The sequence below is a fragment of the Micromonospora sp. ZG13 genome, from assembly GCF_059359355.1.
Genome location: NZ_JCADBQ010000022.1, coordinates 34,892 through 52,885, shown reverse-complemented (window position 1 = coordinate 52,885; position 17,994 = coordinate 34,892). Strand labels below are relative to the sequence as shown.

At 74.8% G+C, this 17,994-nt stretch carries 18 protein-coding genes and 1 riboswitch; of the genes, 11 read left to right on the top strand and 7 right to left on the bottom strand.

Annotation, left to right across the window (positions count from 1 at the left end):
• Nucleotides 1-8: 8 nt before the first annotated feature.
• Both AC5L34_RS27905 and AC5L34_RS27900 read right to left on the bottom strand, forming a co-directional pair.
• Nucleotides 9-1,025, bottom strand: a complete 1,017-nt coding sequence (locus AC5L34_RS27905) for a coiled-coil domain-containing protein (RefSeq protein ID WP_441174601.1) — start codon at nt 1,023-1,025, stop codon at nt 9-11.
• Nucleotides 1,026-1,028: 3 nt separating this feature from the next.
• A riboswitch (cyclic di-AMP (ydaO/yuaA leader) is annotated at nt 1,029-1,160 on the bottom strand.
• Between the two features lie 166 nt (nt 1,161-1,326).
• Entirely contained in the window at nt 1,327-2,676 is a 1,350-nt protein-coding gene (locus AC5L34_RS27900; RefSeq protein ID WP_441174600.1) for a YibE/F family protein, read from the bottom strand.
• Nucleotides 2,677-3,066: 390 nt separating this feature from the next.
• Here AC5L34_RS27900 and AC5L34_RS27895 point away from each other — a divergent pair, with 390 nt between their 5' ends.
• Both AC5L34_RS27895 and AC5L34_RS27890 read left to right on the top strand, forming a co-directional pair.
• The gene (locus tag AC5L34_RS27895) at nt 3,067-3,678 is read left to right on the top strand and encodes a hypothetical protein (RefSeq protein WP_441174599.1); all 612 of its coding nucleotides are present in this window, start codon (nt 3,067-3,069) and stop codon (nt 3,676-3,678) included.
• An 82-nt stretch (nt 3,679-3,760) separates the two neighbouring features.
• Nucleotides 3,761-4,387, top strand: coding sequence for a DUF305 domain-containing protein (locus AC5L34_RS27890; RefSeq protein ID WP_441174598.1), 627 nt, complete (start codon nt 3,761-3,763; stop codon nt 4,385-4,387).
• A gap of 143 nt (nt 4,388-4,530) precedes the next feature.
• Here AC5L34_RS27890 and AC5L34_RS27885 read toward each other — a convergent pair whose 3' ends face one another.
• Nucleotides 4,531-4,833 carry a metal-sensitive transcriptional regulator gene (locus AC5L34_RS27885; RefSeq protein WP_089002271.1) on the bottom strand — a complete coding sequence of 101 codons (303 nt, stop codon included), beginning with the start codon at nt 4,831-4,833 and terminating at the stop codon, nt 4,531-4,533.
• A 152-nt stretch (nt 4,834-4,985) separates the two neighbouring features.
• Between AC5L34_RS27885 and AC5L34_RS27880 the strand changes: the two genes are divergently transcribed.
• The 5 genes from AC5L34_RS27880 to AC5L34_RS27860 all read left to right on the top strand — a co-directional run bounded on the left by AC5L34_RS27880 (nt 4,986) and on the right by AC5L34_RS27860 (nt 9,517).
• Nucleotides 4,986-5,195 carry a heavy-metal-associated domain-containing protein gene (locus AC5L34_RS27880; protein ID WP_089002270.1) on the top strand — a complete coding sequence of 70 codons (210 nt, stop codon included), beginning with the start codon at nt 4,986-4,988 and terminating at the stop codon, nt 5,193-5,195.
• 29 nt (nt 5,196-5,224) lie between these two features.
• Nucleotides 5,225-6,223: a DUF8832 domain-containing protein gene (locus AC5L34_RS27875; RefSeq protein WP_441174597.1), complete on the top strand. Its 999-nt coding sequence runs from the start codon at nt 5,225-5,227 to the stop codon at nt 6,221-6,223.
• 10 nt (nt 6,224-6,233) lie between these two features.
• On the top strand, nt 6,234-8,483 hold the full coding sequence (locus tag AC5L34_RS27870) for a heavy metal translocating P-type ATPase (RefSeq protein ID WP_441174596.1): 2,250 nt from the start codon (nt 6,234-6,236) through the stop codon (nt 8,481-8,483).
• Nucleotides 8,484-8,657: 174 nt separating this feature from the next.
• Complete coding sequence (locus tag AC5L34_RS27865) at nt 8,658-8,831, top strand: CsbD family protein (RefSeq protein WP_101413916.1); 174 nt, start codon at nt 8,658-8,660, stop codon at nt 8,829-8,831.
• A 185-nt stretch (nt 8,832-9,016) separates the two neighbouring features.
• Nucleotides 9,017-9,517: a hypothetical protein gene (locus AC5L34_RS27860; protein WP_494827676.1), complete on the top strand. Its 501-nt coding sequence runs from the start codon at nt 9,017-9,019 to the stop codon at nt 9,515-9,517.
• A 205-nt stretch (nt 9,518-9,722) separates the two neighbouring features.
• Here the strand turns inward: AC5L34_RS27860 and AC5L34_RS27855 are convergent, their stop codons facing one another.
• Nucleotides 9,723-10,961: a DUF2786 domain-containing protein gene (locus AC5L34_RS27855; RefSeq protein ID WP_441174594.1), complete on the bottom strand. Its 1,239-nt coding sequence runs from the start codon at nt 10,959-10,961 to the stop codon at nt 9,723-9,725.
• Nucleotides 10,962-11,170: 209 nt separating this feature from the next.
• Here AC5L34_RS27855 and AC5L34_RS27850 point away from each other — a divergent pair, with 209 nt between their 5' ends.
• Both AC5L34_RS27850 and AC5L34_RS27845 read left to right on the top strand, forming a co-directional pair.
• On the top strand, nt 11,171-11,650 hold the full coding sequence (locus AC5L34_RS27850; RefSeq protein WP_441174593.1) for a DUF2243 domain-containing protein: 480 nt from the start codon (nt 11,171-11,173) through the stop codon (nt 11,648-11,650).
• Complete coding sequence (locus tag AC5L34_RS27845; protein WP_494827675.1) at nt 11,647-12,516, top strand: cytochrome c oxidase assembly protein; 870 nt, start codon at nt 11,647-11,649, stop codon at nt 12,514-12,516. Before AC5L34_RS27850 ends, AC5L34_RS27845 begins: the two co-directional genes overlap by 4 nt.
• Here the strand turns inward: AC5L34_RS27845 and AC5L34_RS27840 are convergent.
• The 3 genes from AC5L34_RS27840 to AC5L34_RS27830 all read right to left on the bottom strand — a co-directional run bounded on the left by AC5L34_RS27840 (nt 12,476) and on the right by AC5L34_RS27830 (nt 14,871).
• On the bottom strand, nt 12,476-13,435 hold the full coding sequence (locus AC5L34_RS27840) for an anti-sigma factor RsbA family regulatory protein (protein ID WP_494827674.1): 960 nt from the start codon (nt 13,433-13,435) through the stop codon (nt 12,476-12,478). The two genes, AC5L34_RS27845 and AC5L34_RS27840, sit on opposite strands and share 41 nt — an antisense overlap.
• Complete coding sequence (locus AC5L34_RS27835; protein WP_494827672.1) at nt 13,432-14,265, bottom strand: MEDS domain-containing protein; 834 nt, start codon at nt 14,263-14,265, stop codon at nt 13,432-13,434. The genes AC5L34_RS27840 and AC5L34_RS27835 overlap by 4 nt, the downstream gene beginning before the upstream one ends.
• A 159-nt stretch (nt 14,266-14,424) precedes the next feature.
• Nucleotides 14,425-14,871, bottom strand: coding sequence for an ATP-binding protein (locus AC5L34_RS27830; RefSeq protein WP_441174588.1), 447 nt, complete (start codon nt 14,869-14,871; stop codon nt 14,425-14,427).
• A gap of 103 nt (nt 14,872-14,974) precedes the next feature.
• Here AC5L34_RS27830 and AC5L34_RS27825 point away from each other — a divergent pair, with 103 nt between their 5' ends.
• Both AC5L34_RS27825 and AC5L34_RS27820 read left to right on the top strand, forming a co-directional pair.
• Nucleotides 14,975-15,382 (top strand): four-helix bundle copper-binding protein, encoded by a 408-nt coding sequence (locus AC5L34_RS27825; RefSeq protein ID WP_231925801.1) that lies wholly within the window; start codon nt 14,975-14,977, stop codon nt 15,380-15,382.
• Between the two features lie 291 nt (nt 15,383-15,673).
• Complete coding sequence (locus AC5L34_RS27820) at nt 15,674-17,932, top strand: copper-translocating P-type ATPase (RefSeq protein ID WP_494827671.1); 2,259 nt, start codon at nt 15,674-15,676, stop codon at nt 17,930-17,932.
• Nucleotides 17,933-17,994: the final 62 nt, after the last annotated feature.

Sequence of the window (17,994 nt, the reverse complement as noted above, 5' to 3'; positions counted from 1 at the left end):
GCGGGCGGCTAGAGCAGTGACACGTGCACGTGGTCGGTGTGGTTCGACGGGCCGCTGTAGGAACTCCAGCCCGTCGCCGGGAACCAGATCTGCCGGTTCCAGATCACGTAGTAGATGCCGAGCCGGTCGGCGTTGCGGACCAGGAACGCGGTCAGGTTGTTGCCGTACATGTAGGTGTCGTCGTTGTGCCAGGGAGAGAAGCCGCTCCTCTGCAACGACCAGTCGCAGGCCCGGCCCTTCGGATGCTCGTACGGCCCGCCGGAGCGGTAACAGCCGACGAACCGGTTGAAGCCGACCCGCTTGACCTCCTTGTACATGTGCAGCGTGCGCGCGGTGATGCAGCCGGAGGTGGTGGGGTCGTCCTCGGTGCACCCCAGGGGCTTCCAGTCGCCGTCGGCCGTACGTCCCGGCGCGATCTTCGCCACCGGCGAGGTGGCGACCACCTTGCCACTGGTCAGACCCCTGCCGCCGACCAGCGCGAGTGCCTTCTCCGCCTCCCGCTTGCCGCGCGCCATCTCGTTCGTCAGCTTCTGCTGCTCGCGGACCTCGGCGTCGAGCGCCAGCTTCGCCTGCTCGGCGCGGTTCTTGACCGCGTTCACCTCGGCGAGCTTCTTGGAGTTGACCAGGTTCAGCTCGTCGAGGGCGGCGGCACGCTTGACGAACGAGTCGGGGCTGGCGGTGTCCAGCAGCATCGACACCGCGCCGATCCGTCCCGTCCGGTAGGACTGGGCGGCGATCTGACTGACCTGCGGCGCCAGCGCGTTCAGCTCGGCCTGTGCCCGGTTGACCTCCAGAGCCAGTTCGAGCTGGCGCTTCTTCGACTTCTCCAGCTTCGCCTTGGCCTGCACATAGGACCGGTTGCGGGCCTCGATCAGGTCGTCGAGCAGCTTGGGCTCGTCGTCGCCGTGGCCGGAGGGCTTGGGTGGGGTGGGCGCGGCCACCGCCGGGAGAGGCCCGGCGAAGACCGCCAGGGCGGCGAGTACGGCCACCACGGGCGTCAACCAGCGGCGTAGGGGTGCCGTCACAGTTTTCCCTTCCGTCGACCGCCGACCGGGTTAGCTGACGGGTTCGGGGCGGAAGTGGCCCCTACCGCTGTCGCGGATTCACCCCACGTGCCTGGGTCCCCGGCTCGCCTGGCGGCGATTGGGCGGCGGCACCGCAGGCGCCGCTGCGCGCCTTCGGCGGTGACCGGCAGCGAGGTTACCCGAGAGCACTCCCGGGGATCTACGTCCCTAAGCCGACTAAATGCGTTATTTCGTAATGGCTGACGGTGACCAGTGACGCGTCTATCAGGGCGGGAACCATGATCCGTCACGCAGAGGAGTGTCACCATGCGGTGTCCGTTCTCCTGTTCTGGTCGGGCCATCCGGCGGGGGCGGCGGACGGCGTGTCTCCGCGCGGTCCGCTGAGCGCCTCCAGCGCCTCGGACCGGTCGGCCGCCGGCCGGGGCGTCGGCGCGGGCGCGGCGGCCTCGCGGTCGGTGGGCTCCCCGGCCCGCCGGCCCGCCGTGGTCACCAGGGCCGCCAGGCCGGTGGTCAGCGGCACGGCGGCGATCAGCCCCAGGGTGGCGACCGCGCTGCGGACGATCTCCTGGGCGAGGAACTCGCTGGTGAGAAGCTGGGTCACCGCCCGCGAGTCGGCGGTGAGCAGGAGCAGCACCGGCAGCGAGGCGCCGGCGTACGCCAGCACGATCGTGTTCACCGTCGAGGCGATGTGCGCCCGCCCGACCCGGGTCGCCGCCCGGTAGAGCTGCCTGCGGGACAGTCCCGGGTTGGCGTGCGCCAGTTCGGTGACGGTGGCGGCCTGGGTGACCGTGACGTCGTCGAGCACCCCGAGGGAGCCGATGATGATGCCGGCCAGCAGCAGCCCGTGCAGGTCGACGTCGGCCTGGTACATCGACAGCGTGGTGGCGTCCTCGGAGCCGAAGCCGGTCAGGTGGGCCGCGGCGGTGGCGATGGTGCCGAGGACGCCGGTCAGCACCAGGCTGCCCAACGTGCCGAGTACGGCGACCGAGGTCTGCGCGGTCACGCCGTGGGTCAGGTAGAGCACCACGAACATGATCAGGGCGGCGCCGACGACCGCGACCAGGAGCGGTGGGCTCCCGGCGCTGATGCCGGGCAGCACGAAGGTCAGCAGGATGGCGAAGCTCGCCGCCAGGCCGGCCAGCGCGGCCAGCCCCCGCCACCGCCCGAAGGCGACGATCGCGGCCGCGAAGAGCGCCACCAGCCAGACCAGCGGCTTGCCGCGCTGGTGCTCCGCGATGTTGTAGGAGCTGGCCGTGGGATCGGCGGGGTCGATGAGCTCGACCAGGATGATCTCGTCGTCCACGGCGACGGTCGGCGCACCGGGGCCGGCCGGGACCGGCGTCTGGACCTGCTGGCCGGCGTCGGGGCCGTCCTCGACCCGTACGGTGACGGTGCCGCAGGGGCCCCGCGGGGCGTCGGGGCTGCCCTCCGGCACCTCCGGGGCCGGCGGGCACGGCTCCGTCACCACCCGGGTCACGGTGCCGTGGTAGCGGGGCGGCTCGGTGCCGGCCGCGGGGTCGGGCGCGTCCCACGGCCACAGCACCAGGGCGGCGATCAGCGTGGCGACGAAGAGGGGCACCACCGTCGCGACGAGGATCCGCCGCACCCTGGGCGGGGCGGACGGAGCGGGACGGGTGTGATCGGCGCCCAACGTGTGTCTCCCAACGAGTCCAGGGCGGGGTACGGGCCGGCGGGCCGGTCGGTTCAGCGTCGCCACGGGGGTGGGGCGGGGAACCGCCTCCACGTGGCGGTGTGGTCACGTGCCGTGGTCGTCGGCTCCCGTCCGGCGACGGGTGGTCGGCGCCGTCGCCCGGTGGGGGGCGCGGGGCGGGTGGTGCGGAGTCCGGAGGGCCACCGGCCGAATGGTAGCCACCCCGGCATCGGGGGCGCAGGTCGTGTGGGTGGTGTCGCGACGCGACCTTCGCCGCACAGGTCCGGCCCGCCCACACGCGTGACCTACGCGCGCCCGGCCCGCACACGTGCGGAGGCCCGCCGCGGGTGCTACCCGTGCGGAACGGGTCGACGCGCTAGCGTGACGGATGTGTGGACGACGGTGACGGCGGCGCGGGGCGCGCGGCTCCTGCTGCTCGTCGGCACGCTGCTCGGGTTGGCCGCGATGCACACGATCGGCCACGACTCGCACCAGACCGGTCATTCCGCGAACCCGTCGGCGCACATCGCCGTCGCGCCCGTCCCGCACGCCGTCCTCGCGCCGGTCCGGCACGCAGCCGTCCCGCCCGTCCCGCATGCCGCTGTCGCGCTCGTCGCGTACGTGCCGCACGCCGCCCTCGCGTCCATCGCCTCCGCCGCGCCCGCCGCGCCCGCGCTCGTGCCGCCTTCGCGGGACGTCGCCGCTCCGCACGCCGTCGGGGCGGCCCTCCAGGCCGTGGTGGGCTGTCCCGGGGGCTGCGCCTCCGAGGAACTGCTGCCTGCGGGCGGCGGCACGGGGGGAGGGCTGCCCGGGTGGGGCGTGTGCCTGGCCGTGCTGGGCGCGTTCGCGGCCACGCTGCTGCTGGCGGCGCTGCTGTCGGTCCGCGTACGCGCCGTCGGCCCGACCGGGGGCGGTTCGGTCGGCGCCTTCCCGCCGCCCCGGGCCCCGCCGCCCCGGCCGGTCGGTCTGCGGCTCGCCACGGTCTCGGTGCTGCGCAGGTAGGACGCGTTCGACGCGGGTGCGGCTGCACGCCGTTCCGCGTCCTCGTCGTGCCGCGTACGTTCCGACACCGAAAGGGTCCACCATGACCACTCGTACCCTCGCGCGCCGTGCCGCCCTGGCCGGCGTCGCCGTCACCACCGCCCTCGCCCTCGCCGCCTGCGGCGGCGACGACCACTCGTCGCCGGGCGCGGGGCACGGCACCCCCGGCACCGGCGGGCCGGCGGCCACCGCCACCGGTGCGGCCGCGTTCGGCGACGCCGACGCGATGTTCGCCCAGATGATGATTCCGCACCACCGGCAGGCGGTGGAGATGGCCGACCTGGCGCCGACGCGGGCGGCGGACCCGGAGGTCAAGCGGCTCGCCGTGGAGATCAAGGCCGCCCAGGCACCCGAGATCGCCACCATGAGCGGTTGGTTGGCGGCCTGGGGGCGGCCGGTGCCGTCGCCGGGCGGGATGCCGCACATGGACCACGGCATGCCCGGCATGATGTCCGACGCCGACATGACGAAGCTGGCGGCCGCCACCGGCCGGGAGTTCGACCGGCAGTTCCTGACCATGATGATCGCCCACCACGAGGGCGCGATCACCATGGCCCGCGACGAGCTGGCCCGGGGCGTGAACGCGGAGGCCAAGGCCCTGGCCCAGCAGATCGTCAGCACCCAGCAGGCGGAGATCGACACGATGCGCAAGATCCTCGGCCGGTTCTGACCCGCACGTCCCGGCGTCCCCGACCCGGGGGCGCCGGGGCACCGCGACCGTCGCCGCGCCGGGGCACCCCCCGGCCGGACCTTGCCGGGAGGAGCCCCGGCGCACGGACCCGGCGCGCCGCCGGATGAAGGACCTGCCGGCGGTCAGCCGCGCTTCATCAGGCGGCCGACGGCGGCCATCATCTCGGTGGCCATCTCGTCGGCCCGGCCCTCGGCCGCGCCCTCGTGCATGCAGTGCCGCGCGTGGCCGTCGAGCAGGCCGAGCGCGACCTTGTCCAGGGCGGCCTGGATCGCGGAGATCTGGGTGAGCACGTCGATGCAGTAGCGGTCGTCGTCGACCATCTTCTCGATGCCACGGACCTGCCCCTCGACGCGGCGCAGCCGCGCGAGCAGCTGGTCCTTGGTGGCGGTGTAGCCCCTGGTCGGGGTGGGCGTCGGTGTGGTCATGAGGTCGAGAATAACGTACCCCTCGGGGGTATGGTACGGTCCTCCGTGTCCGGGATACCCCCACCCGGTACCGGTACGCCGCACGGGCAGCCGAATGCCTCCGGATTACCCCTGGGGGGTATAGGCTGGGGGCGTCGAGAGGAGAGAGTTCCATGATCACCACCACGTACCAGGTGCAGGGCATGACCTGTGGGCACTGCGCCACCGCGGTCAGCAACGAGGTCGGCGCGATCCAGGGCGTCAGCGACGTCCAGGTCGACGTCGCCGCAGGTCGGGTCACCGTCACCAGCGAGGGCCCGTTGGACACCGACACCGTGCGCTCCGCCGTCGACGAGGCCGGCTACGACCTCGTCGGCGCCTGAGAGCGGGCACGGGGAAGACGAGGCACACCATGAACACGGCGACGAAGCTGAGCGGTTTCGCCCTCGGCCTCGCGGTGGTGTTCGGCGCGACGTACGGGGTCGGTCGGGTGGCCGACCCCGTGTCGCCGCCCGCCGAGGCCGCGCACGACGCCGGCGGGGGGCACGGCGACGACGGTGGAGCCGGACATGAGGGCGACAACGGCGCGGCGGCCCACCTGCCCGGCGGGCTGCTGGTCTCCGACCGCGGGTACACCCTGCGTCCGGTGGACGCCCCTGCGGGGCAGTTCGCCTTCCAGGTCACCGGCCCCGACGGCCGGGCGGTGACCGCGTACGACGTGGCGCACGACAAGCGCATGCACCTGATCGTGGCCCGCCGCGACCTCTCCGGCTTCCGGCACGTGCACCCCGAGATGGCGCCGGACGGCACCTGGCGGGTCGACTCGCCGCTCGCCGGGCCGGGCGTCTGGCGGGCGTTCGCCGACTTCACCCCGACCGGGGGCGAGGCGCTGACCCTGGGCGTCGACGTGACCGTTCCCGGCGCGCTGACCGGGCGGCCCCTGCCCGCGCCGGCGACCAGCACCACGGTCGACGGCTACACCGTCACCCTCGCCGGCGCCCCGCAGCCCGGGCGCACCGCCGAGCTGACCCTGAGCGTGAGCCGAGGCGGCGCGCCGGTCACCGACCTGGAGCCCTACCTGGGCGCGTACGGCCACCTGGTGGCGCTGCGCCAGGGCGACCTGGCGTACCTGCACGTGCACCCGCACGGCGAACCGGGCGACGGGCGGACGCGGCCCGGCCCCGAGGTGAGCTTCTCGGCGGAGATGCCGTCGGCCGGGGCCTACCGCCTCTACCTGGACTTCAAGCACGGCGGCGTGGTGCGTACCGCCGAGTTCACCGTCGTCGCCGGCAGTCCGACCGCGCCGGGTGTCCCGGCTGCGACGGGCACCCCGACGGCGGGCACCCCCGCCGCCACGAGCTCCCCGACCGCCGACGCCGGCCACGGCGTCCCCGGTCACGGGCACGACTGACGGGACCGTGATGACCACCAAGCCCTTGCTGACCGCGCCGAACCAGATCGAGCTGGCGATCGGCGGGATGACCTGCGCCTCCTGCGCCGCCCGGATCGAGAAGAAGCTCAACCGGATGGACGGGGTGACCGCCACCGTCAACTACGCCACGGAGAAGGCCACCGTCCGGTACGCCGACGAGGTCACCCCGGACGACCTGATCGCCACGGTGGAGAAGACCGGCTACACGGCGGCCCTGCCGCCCCCGCCCCGTCCCGCCGGAGACGCACCGGCCGCCGAGCCGGTGGACGAGTTGCGCGTCCTGCGTACCCGGCTGTGGGTCTCGGCCGCGCTCACCGTGCCGGTGATCGCGCTGGCGATGGTGCCCGCCTGGCAGTTCGACTTCTGGCAGTGGTTGTCGCTGACCCTGGCCGCCCCGGTCGTGGTCTACGGCGGGCTGCCCTTCCACCGGGCGGCCTGGATCAACCTGCGGCACGGCGCGGCGACCATGGACACCCTGGTCTCGCTCGGCACCCTGGCCGCGTTCGGCTGGTCGGTCTGGGCGCTCTTCCTCGGCACCGCCGGGACGCCGGGGATGACCCACCCGTTCAGCTTCGCCATCAACCGCTCCGACGGCGCCGGCAACATCTACCTGGAGGCGGCGGCCGGGGTGACCGTGTTCATCCTCGCCGGCCGCTACTTCGAGGCGCGGGCGAAGCGGACCGCCGGCGCGGCCCTGCGCGCCCTGCTCGAACTGGGCGCCAAGGACGTCGCGGTGCTGCGCGGCGGCACGGAGACCCGGATCCCGGTGGACCAGCTCGTGGTGGGGGACCGGTTCGTGGTCCGGCCCGGCGAGAAGATCGCCACGGACGGCGTGGTCGACGAGGGCACCTCGGCGGTCGACGCCAGCATGCTCACCGGCGAGTCGGTCCCGGTCGAGGTCGGTCCGGGCGACTCGGTGGTCGGCGCCACCGTCAACGCGGGCGGCCGGCTGGTGGTCACCGCCACCCGGATCGGCGGCGACACCCAACTGGCCCAGATGGCCCGGCTCGTCGAGCAGGCGCAGACCGGCAAGGCGGCGGTGCAGCGGCTGGCCGACCGGATCTCCGGTGTCTTCGTGCCGATCGTGATCGCCCTCGCGGTGGGCACCCTCGGCTGGTGGCTCGGCAGCGGGTCGGGCGCCACCGCCGCGTTCACCGCCGCCGTGGCGGTGCTGATCATCGCCTGCCCGTGCGCCCTCGGGCTGGCCACGCCGACCGCCCTGCTGGTCGGCACCGGCCGGGGCGCGCAGCTCGGCGTCCTGATCAAGGGACCGGAGGTGCTGGAGTCCACGAAGCAGGTGGACACGGTCGTGCTGGACAAGACCGGCACCGTCACCACCGGTCGGATGACCCTGGTGGACGTGGTCCCGGCGACCGGCGAGGACCGCGCGGAGCTGCTGCGGCTCGCCGGGGCGCTGGAGTCCGCCTCCGAGCACCCCATCGCCCGGGCCATCGCCGCCGGCGCGGCCGAGGCGGGCACGCTGCCGCCGGTGGCCGGTTTCGTCAACGCCGAGGGGCTCGGGGTGAGCGGGACCGTCGAGGACCGGGAGGTGCTGATCGGCCGACCCCGGCTGCTGCGCGAGCACGGTCTCGACGTACCGGAGGAGGTCGCGCGGGCGGCGGCCACGGCGGAGGCCGAGGGACGTACGGCGGTGCTGGCCGGCTGGGACGGTCGGGCCCGGGGCGTCCTCGCGGTGGCCGACGTGGTCCGCCCGACGAGCCGGGCGGCGATCGCACAGCTGCGCGCGCTCGGCCTGACGCCGGTGCTGCTGACCGGCGACAACACGACGGTCGCCCGGGCGGTGGCCGCCGAGCTGGGCATCGACGAGGTGGTCGCCGAGGTGCTGCCCGCCGACAAGGTCGACGTCGTACGGCGGCTCCAGGACGAGGGGCGGACGGTGGCGATGGTCGGTGACGGGGTCAACGACGCCGCGGCGCTGGCCCAGGCCGACCTCGGCCTGGCCATGGGCTCCGGCACGGACGTGGCGATCGAGGCGTCCGACCTGACCCTGGTCCGAGGCGACCTGATGGCCGCCGTGGACGCCATCCGGCTCGCCCGCCGCACCCTCGGCATCATCAAGGGCAACCTGTTCTGGGCGTTCGCCTACAACGTGGCCGCCCTGCCGCTGGCCGCCGCCGGCCTGCTGAACCCGATGATCGCCGGCGCCGCGATGGCCTTCTCCTCGGTCTTCGTGGTCGCCAACAGCCTCCGGCTGCGGGGCTTCCGCCCGGTCGCCTGACCCTCCGTCCCGTGCCGCCGGCCCTCGTCGCAGGGCCGGCGGCACGGCGCGTGACGGGAGCCGCCGGCGTGCCGGCACGTGCCCCGGGACGACGGTGGGTGACCGGGACGGTTGGAGGGCGGTGGGACGGGGTACATCAGGGGCGTACCGGCACCGCCATATCGGGAGGTTGACATGGGTTTCGACGATAAGATCAACAACACGACCGAGGATGCGGCCGGCAAGCTGAAGGAAGGCGCCGGCCGGGCCACCGACAACGAGCGGCTCGAGGCCGAGGGGCGCAACGAGCAGGCCGGCGCCAAGCTCAAGCAGGCTGGCGAGAAGATCAAGGACGCCTTCAAGAGCTGACACGCGTACGCGCCCTCCGCCGGATCGGCCTTCGGGCCGACCCGGCGGAGGGCGTACTGGCGCGTCCGGCGGTCGTGTCCCGCGGGCCGTGCCCCTCGTTGCCAGATTGACGCCCCGCCGCCCGACGTCTGCCGAACCCGTGCCGTCACCCGCAGGACGGCCCGAGAGCCCGAACGGGAGGTCCCGTGTCCCGATCCGTCGTCTACGCGCGCCGGGCCGCCGCCACGGTGGCGCTCGGGGTGCTGGCCGTGGGATGCCAGGACAGCGCCCGGGAGGAGGCCGCCCGGAGCGGCGCCACCCCGCCGAGCCCGACGGCCACGGCGAGCGCCACCGCTCCCAGCCCGTCCCCGGTCGCCACGACCGCAGCCAACACCGCCGAGGTCTGCCGCGAGGTCGACCGGGTCATCGTCGCCGGCAGCCGGAGGATCGCCACCGACTCGGCGGCCTCCGTCAGCCGTGACCTGACCGGGGCGCAGGTCGCCGACCAGCTCCGGCGCAACCTGGCGGAGCTGGCCGACGACGTACGCGCGCAGGCCCGCCGGGCCGCCGATCCGCAGATCCGCGCCCTGATCGAGGACACCGCCGAGCGCATCGACGCCGGTTCCCGGGCGTCCCGGCCGGCCGCCTGGATGGACGCCACCTTCACCGGCATCCCGCCGAAGCTGACCCGCGAGTGCCGCGCCTGAGCCGGTGCGCACCGGCGTCGCCGACCCCGACGGCGGACGCCGACCGGCCTGCACCCCGTGCCGCACGCCGGCCGGCGTCCGTCGATGTGACTCCCCGCTGACGCCGGGACCCGTCGGCCCCACGCCGGGGCCCGCCCACGGCGGCGCGCCTCCAGACAGGGGTCGGAACGGACCCGCCGGTTTCGACATCCGGCGGTGAGGAATCTCAGCGCCGCCCGCGTACCTGCCGTTTCGGGGCGGGGCCGGAACCGAGCGAGGCCCGGTCGGCGGCGGAGGTGCCCGACGACCAGCCCTCGGCGTCACGGACGGTGAGCCGCCCCCGTACGACGCCGGGGAAGAGCGTGTCGAGGCGTTCGCGTACCGCCTCCGCGCGGGTGGCGAGCACCGGCAGCAGCCGCTCCGGCCCGGCCTGCGCCGTCGCCTCCCGGTCGGCCGCGTCGGTGGCGGCCCGCAGCCGCTCGCCGATCCGCAGCGCGAACGCGTTGAGGAAGGACTCGTCGTAGTCCCGGGTGCGCCGGCCGGCACCCCGCGCCCGCCGTTCACCCCGGCCGCGCAGCATCGCGGTGGTGGCCTGCACCAGCAGCGAGGTGTAGAGCAGCTCGACCGCCTCCAGGTCGGCGGGCCAGCCCAGCACAGTGGTGAACCCGAGGTCGTCGGACCAGACCGCCTCGCAGCGGTTCGCCGCCGCCACCTCCTGCGCCAGCAGCGCCTTCGCGCCCGCGTACGGGGGCTCGGTGCCGAGGCGCACCCCGCCGGGACGGTCGGCGGGCTCGGCGACGCCGGCCAGCAGCGCCTGGTCGATGCTGTGCCGGGCGATCAACTCCTGGGCCTTGCCGGTCAGCGCCTCCGCCTCGGCCGGGTAGGTGGTCGACTCCGCCTTCGCCAGCAGCGCCCGTACCCGGTCGAGCATCCGGGATCCGCCGCCCGATCCGCCGTTCGTGACGCCCGTCGACGGCGCCCCGGGCGGCGGGCGCAGCACGGCGACCGGCGGGAGCCCCTCGACCATGGCCAGCGCGTCGACCGCCGCCCGCAGCGCGGTGAACCGGTCGCACCCGACACGGGTCGCCCAGGCGGTCAGGTGGCCCTCGTCGGCGTCCCACCACACCCCGGCGCCGAGGTCGCGCAGCTGGTCGTCCCACCACGACGGCACCGGCCCGGCCAGGTCGCGGCGGTGCGCGGCGAGTGCGTCGGTGACCAGTCCCGCTGCCCGGGGGTCGAGGCGGCGGGCGGCGAGCCGGCCGAGATCCACCGGTTGCCAGCCGTGCCGCGCCAGTCGCCCCACGCCGAGGGCGAGGCGGCGCAGCAGGGCGGCGTCCACCGCGCCCGCGCCGTCCGCGGCGCCCGTGCCGATCATCAGCCGGTCCAGCTGCCGCTCCGCGAGGCGTACGTCGGTGCCGCGTACCGCCGCGAGCGCGTCGCTGACCAGTTCCTCGGCGTCCGGCACGGCCGTGTCCTCCCGGAGTCTGCTGTTCCCGCCCCGGGAGACGATCGTCGCCCGCCCGCCGAAGGTACCCGCGGGCCCGCCCGCCGTCCGCCGGTCGTGACCGGAGCCACCGGAACCGTACGGCACGACCGTCCCGTCGCGGGGACTTCCGCATGCTTCGGCCGCCCCCGGGTAGTTCGACACCGACCCGAGCGATGCGAGGTGATGAGATGGCGGGAGTGCCGGTAAGCGGCGCCGCCGCGCCCGATCTCCGCCGATCGGTCCTCGCCGCCGCGGTCATCGGCGCGGCCGTGATGGCGGCCGTCGACGAGATCGTCTTCCACCAGATCCTCGGCTGGCACCACTTCTACGACCGGTCCACCCTCTCCGTCGGGCTGCTCTCCGACGGGCTGCTGCACTCGGCCGAGCTGATCGCCCTGGTCGGCGGCTTCTTCTGGTACGCCGACCTGCGCCGCCGGGGCGCCCTGCTGCCCCGGGCCGCCTGGGGCGGGTTCCTGCTCGGCGCGGGGGCGTTCCAGCTCTTCGACGGCATCGTCGACCACAAGGTGCTGCGGCTGCACCAGATCCGTTACGGGGTGCACCTGCTCCCGTACGACGTGGTGTGGAACGTGGCGGCGGTGGTGCTGTTGCTGCTCGGCGCGTGGGTGACCTGGCGGGTGCGCTCCCGCCACGGCCGCGACGTGCCGTGACGGCGCTCGCGCACACCGGTGCCGCCGCCGGGCCGGACCCGCTGCCGCTCGCGGCCGTCGCGGTGCTCGCCGCCGGCTACCTGCTCGCCGTGTCCCGCGACCGGCGCGGCTGGCGTCGCCGGCGTACGGTCGCCTGGCTGGCCGGCTGCGCGGTGCTCGCGGTCGCCCTCGGCCCGCTGGCGGCCGGCCCCGGCGACCCACGCGTGCACATGGCGCAGCACCTGCTGCTCGGCATGGTCGCGCCGCTCGCGCTGGCCCTCGGCGCGCCGGTGACCCTGCTGCTGCGGGTCGTGCCGCCGCCGGTCGGCCGCCGGGTGGGCCGGCTCCTGCGCGCCAGGCCGGTGCACGTGCTCGCCCATCCGGTGACGGCGGCGCTGCTCAGCACCGGTGGGCTCGCGCTGGTGCTGCTCACGCCGCTCTACGCGGCGGCCGAGCGGAACCCCGTGCTGCACCACGCCCTGCACGTGCACTACGTCGCCGCCGGCTACCTCCTCGCCTGGTCGGTGGCCGGCCCGGACCCGGCGCCGCGCCGGCCGCGCCCGGCGGTGCGGGCCGGCGCGCTGCTCGCCGCGGGGGCAGGGCACGCCGTGCTGGCCAAGTACCTCTACGCGCACGCCGCGACCCTGCCGCCCGGGCTGCCCGACCGGGACGTCGGGGCGCTGCGCGAAGCGGCCCGGTTGATGTACTACGGCGGCGACGTCGCCGAACTGCTGCTCGCCACCGCCCTGTTCGCCGCCTGGTACCACCGGCGCCGGCCGCGCCGGCCGGCGCGCTCCGCCGCAACCCCACCGTCCGGTCCGGCACCGGGTCGCGAGCCCGCCGCGCTCAGCCGGTGTACGCGTTCCCGGCCGTCAACCGCAGCGTGAACCCGTCGTCGTCGCGCTGCCAGGTCACGTGGTTGCAGGACTGGTAGGTGATCCAGAGCCCGAGCCCGCCCGGTGCGCCGTTGGACGCGGGGAGCAGCCCGCAGAACGGGTCGCCCGGCCCGTCGCCGGCATCGCTGACCGTCGCCACGATGCGGTCGTCGCCGGCCCAGACGCGCAGCCGGACCGGCGGCCTGCCGTGGCGCAGCGCGTTGGTGACGATCTCGCTGACCGCGACGACCAGATCCTCCACGTCGTCGACCGGCACCTGACCCTGGTCGACCTTGTGCACGGCGGCCCGCGCCTCGGCCGCCGTCGGGTCGGTCAGCTCGACGGCCGGCGGCCGCGCCTGGAGGGGGTCGGGCACGACCGGGAGGTCCTGCCGTAGGTAGTCCTGCGGCGGCGTCCAGGTCGGGCTCGGCACGTGCCGCCCGTCGGCGGTGGCGAAGCGGGGGTGCGTCCGGGCCACGTCGGCCAGCACCGCTGGCGGCGTGGTCCGGGTGTCGTACGCGCACATGCTCCACAGTGGGAAGTCGTCGTACGCGTGGTTGATCGCCGACTCGTAGCGGGCCCACCAGTCCCAGGTCGCGCCGAACGAGTCGGGCGGCATCTCACCGATTATCCGGATCTGCCCGGCGCCGGCGGTCACCTGCTCGGCGAGGAGCTCGCGGTAGGAGCGGATGGCGGCGGCGGGCCGGGAGTAGAGGTCGCCACCGGGCAGGAACTCGACCTTGCACCCGGCCGGCAGCGCCGAGCGGACCAGCCCGCCGGTGCGCTCGCCCAGCGCGACGAAGGTCGGCTCGCCCGCGTCGGCGCCGCCGAGCAGGAACGGCACCACCACCGCGAGCAACTCGTCGTCGGAGCCGTAGCGGACGGCCTCGTGGTAGTAGCCGTGGTGCTGGGCGGCCGCGCCTGTCCTCACGGCGTGACCTCCACCCGGATCGCGGGCAGTTGCAGCAGGCCGACCAGGCGGGCGGTGGCCGGGCGGGGCGTACGCAGCACGGCGGTCGCGCCGCGCCGGTGCGCGTACTCGGCCAGGAGGCTCAGGGCGCGGTGGTCCAGGAAGCGCAGGTTGGTCGCCGACAGCACCAGCTCACCGCCGACGGGGCGCAGGTCGGCGCGGTCCAGGGCGGTGCGGAACAGCTCGTGGTTCGACATGTCCAGCTCGCCGGCCAGCGCTGCGTGCCCGTCCTCGGGCGCCACCGCGTACAACCGGAACAACAGGTCGTCGACGTTGCTCTGCGGATGCATGCAGGCCAGCTCGGTGACCGTCCGGTCGCCCAGCTTCGGCCGGTGGTAGGCGCACACGGCCTTGAACGGCCCGGTGCGCATGTAGCGGTCGATGAGGTGCTCGTAGCGGGTGAAGACGTCGAGCTGGGCCGGGGTGCGGACCAGCTCGGTGGCCTCCGCGACGACCCGCAGCCCGGTGTGCCCGGCGGCCAGCGCCTCGTCCGTCGCGGTCGCGTAGGCCGCGACCTGCGCCACCGGGTCGACGACGTGGTCGGGCGAGTAGGTCGACATCAGGGGGACCACCGCGGCGGCGCCCCGGCGCTCGGCGTCGGTGAAGCCCGGCAGGGCGCGCAGCCGCTCGGCCGCCAGGTCCGAGGGGCGCGGTGTCACATACCAGAAGCGCTCGCCGGCGGCGAGGCTCGCGGCGAAATGCCGCTCCGTCTGGTCGGCGAGGGCCTCCGGATCGTCGTACGACCAGCAGAGATGGCCGCCCGGCGCCCCGCGCGGCGCCCTACTGCTCATGCCCGTTCCCTCACGCACCCAGTGTAGGCCGCCCGGTGACCCACCCCGTCCCCGCGAACGCCCTGACCGCCGATCACGCAGTCGTGGTGGGGTGCAGAACACCCGGAAGGGCCCCGAACGGGCACCACGACTGCGTGCTCGCCCGGGGGTGGGTGGGGGTCAGGTGGGGGCCAGGTGTTCGGAGCGGGGGAAGGACGCCCAGATGTTCTTGGTGGTGCTGGTGGCGTACCAGCCGACGTCCAGGGAGAGGGCGCGGGCCAGCTCCAGGCCGCGCCCGCCGTCGCCGGTGGGTCGCGCCTCGGCGAGCTGCGGCAGGGAACCCAGGTCGTGGTCGGCGACGTCGAGGATGAGGTAGTCGTCGGTGGCGAGCAGCCGGACGATGGTCGGCGGGATCCCGTGGCGCAGGGCGTTCGTGGCGAGCTCCGTCGCGATCAACGCCACCAGTTCGGGGACCTCCGCCAGGGCTTCGCCCTCACCGAGCACGTCGCCGGTCAGTTCCTCGTGCAGGGACGCCCGGAGGGCACGCAGGTCCGCCGCCTCCGACAGGGTCCACCGGCGCAGCTCAACGGCCTGCGGTGGGGGTGGGGAACTGCTCAGCTGGCCCATGGTCTGGTTCTACCCGATCTCCGGCCGGCTCACGCCAGGGCGCGTCGGCATGCCGCGCGACGGTCGCGGGTAGTGCACAGGCAACGACCGAGAGGAGAACGCCGTGCCCAGCACCACGATGCCGATGCTCGAGACGTACCCGAAGTCGATCAACCTGGACCGGGCGAAGCTGGCCGCCGTCATCGACGCGCTGAACACCTGCGCCCAGGCCTGCACGGCCTGCGCCGACGCCTGTCTCAGCGAGGACATGGTCGCCGAGCTGACGAAGTGCGTACGGACGAACCTGGACTGTGCGGACATCTGCACGACGACCGCCCGGGTGCTGTCCCGGCACACCGGTTACGACGCCAACATCAGCCGCAGCCTGCTGGAGGCCTGCGCCACGGCCTGCAAGTCCTGCGGCGACGAGTGTGCCGGCCACGCGGGCATGCACGAGCACTGCCGGGTCTGCGCCGACGCCTGCCGGGCGTGCGAGCGGGCCTGCCGCGAGCTGCTGGCCACCATGAGCTGACCCGCCCCGGGTCGGCCGACGTGGGCCGGCCGCGCATCGGTGCCGGCGTCCCGCCTGGGACGCCGGCACCGCCGCGCCGCCGCCCCACCGGCGGGGGTACGCGCACGATCATGAAGTCGTTGCACTGGAAAACGCTTACCCAGGGCGACAGCTTCATGATCACAGTGCTGCGATGGAGTCGGTGGGCCGAGGTGGGGCGTCCTCGGAGGACGTGGCCCGGCTTTTCTTGGGTCTCCGGGATTGGCGATCGGATACCCGAGGGGGGTATATGGTGGTCGGGAGGAGGCGACCATGTCCCACGACCCGCGCCACGCGCACCATGACCCTCGGCCGCTTGATCCGGCACCGGGCGGGCCACCCGCCGCGAGGCACACGGACGGGCCCCCCGGCCATGGGGAGCGCGCCGCCGACGCGGACGGGTCCGCCGGGCGCGCCCAGGGATACGTCGGGCGCGACGAGCAGGTCGGGCGTGGCCAGGGCTCCGTCGGGCACGGCGAGCACGGTTCCGGCGGGCATGGCGAGCGCGCCGGGCATGGCGGTGGTGGGCACGACAAGCACGCCGGGCACGACCCGGAGATGTTCCGCCGCAAGTTCTGGTTGAGCCTGGCGCTCACCGTGCCGATCGTGCTGACCAGCGAGATGGTGATGGACTGGTTCGGCTACCGGCTGGAGTTCCCGGGCGTGGCCTGGGTCGGCCCGGTTCTCGGCACCGTCGTCTTCCTCTACGGCGGCTGGCCGTTCCTCCTCGGCGCGGTACGGGAGGTGCGCGACCGGGCGCCCGGCATGATGCTGCTCATCGCGATGGCCATCACGGTGGCGTACGTGGCTTCGGCGGCGACCGCGCTGGGCGTCTTCGACCTGGACTTCTGGTGGGAGCTCGCGGCCCTGGTCACGATCATGCTCCTGGGGCACTGGCAGGAGATGAAGGCGATCGGGCAGGCGCAGGGCGCGCTGTCCGCCCTGGCGGCGCTGCTGCCGGACGACGCGGAGCGGGTGACGGCGGACGGCGGCGTCGATCGGGTGTCCGTCGGGGACCTGCGGGTCGACGACCTGGTGCTGGTCCGCCCCGGCGCGCGGGTGCCGGCCGACGGGCGGATCACCGAGGGCGGCGCCGAGCTGGACGAGTCCATGGTCACCGGCGAGTCGCGGCCGGTCTCGCGGGACGTCGGGGACCGGGTCGTCGCCGGCACGGTGGCCACCGACGCGGCGATCCGGGTCCGCGTCGAGGCGGTCGGCGAGGACACCGCGCTGGCCGGCATCCAGCGCCTGGTCTCCCAGGCCCAGCAGTCCAGCGGCCGCGCGCAGGTGCTCGCCGACCGCTTCGCCGCCTGGCTGTTCTACGTGGCGACCGTGGTGGCCCTGGCGACCCTGGTGACCTGGGCCGTGCTCGGCGACCCCGGCGACGCCGTGGTGCGTACCGTCACCGTGCTCGTGATCGCCTGCCCGCACGCGCTCGGCCTGGCCATCCCGCTGGTGATCGCGCTGTCGACCGCCGTGGCGGCCAAGGGCGGGATCCTGGTCAAGGACCGGCTGGCGTTGGAGCGGATGCGCACGGTCGACGCGGTGCTGTTCGACAAGACGGGCACCCTGACCCGGGGTGAGCACGTGGTGTCGGGAGTGGCGGCCACGGGGGGCGGCGACGAGGACGAGGTGCTCGCCCTGGCCGCGGCCGTGGAGGCGGACAGCGAGCATCCGCTGGCCCGGGCCATCGTGGCCGCCGGGGCCGAGCGCGGCGGGGCGCGGCGGGCGACGGGGTTCCGCTCGCTCACCGGGCGCGGCGTCCGCGCCGAGGTCGATGGCGTGGCGTACGCGGTGGGCGGGCCCGCCCTGCTCCGCGAGCTGCGCGCGCAGGTGCCCGACGACCTGGCCGGGCGGCAGGCCGACTGGTCGCGGCGGGGCGCGGCGGTGCTGCACCTGCTGCGCCTCGACGGCGACGCGGCCAGCGTGCTCGGCGCCCTCGCGCTGGAGGACCAGGTCCGCCCCGAGGCCCGGGCGGCGATCGCCGAGCTGCGGCAGCAGGGCGTCGGCAAGATCGTGATGATCACGGGGGACGCCCGGCCGGTCGCCGAGGCGGTGGCCGCCGACCTCGGCTTCCGACCCGGCGTGGACGAGGTCTTCGCCGAGGTGCTGCCCGCCGACAAGGACGACGCCGTCGCCGACCTGCAACGGCGGGGGCTGCGGGTGGCGATGGTCGGCGACGGGGTGAACGACGCCCCCGCCCTGGCCAGGGCCGACGTGGGCATCGCCATCGGCGCCGGCACCGACGTGGCGATCGAGTCCGCCGGGGTGGTGCTCGCCTCCTCCGACCCGCGCGGCGTCACCGGCGTGATCCGGCTGTCCCGGGCCTCGTACCGGAAGATGATCCAGAACCTGGCCTGGGCGGCCGGCTACAACGTCGTCGCCCTCCCGCTGGCGGCTGGCGTGCTGGCGTGGGCCGGGGTGACGCTCAGCCCGGCGGTCGGGGCGATCCTGATGTCCGCCTCGACGATCGTGGTGGCGCTCAACGCCCAGCTCCTGCGCGGCGTACGCCTGCGTCCCGTGGACGAGTGAGGGAGCGCGCCGAACAACTGGATTGTCTTGACAAGAAAATCTGTCGGTGCGACGCTGTGGTC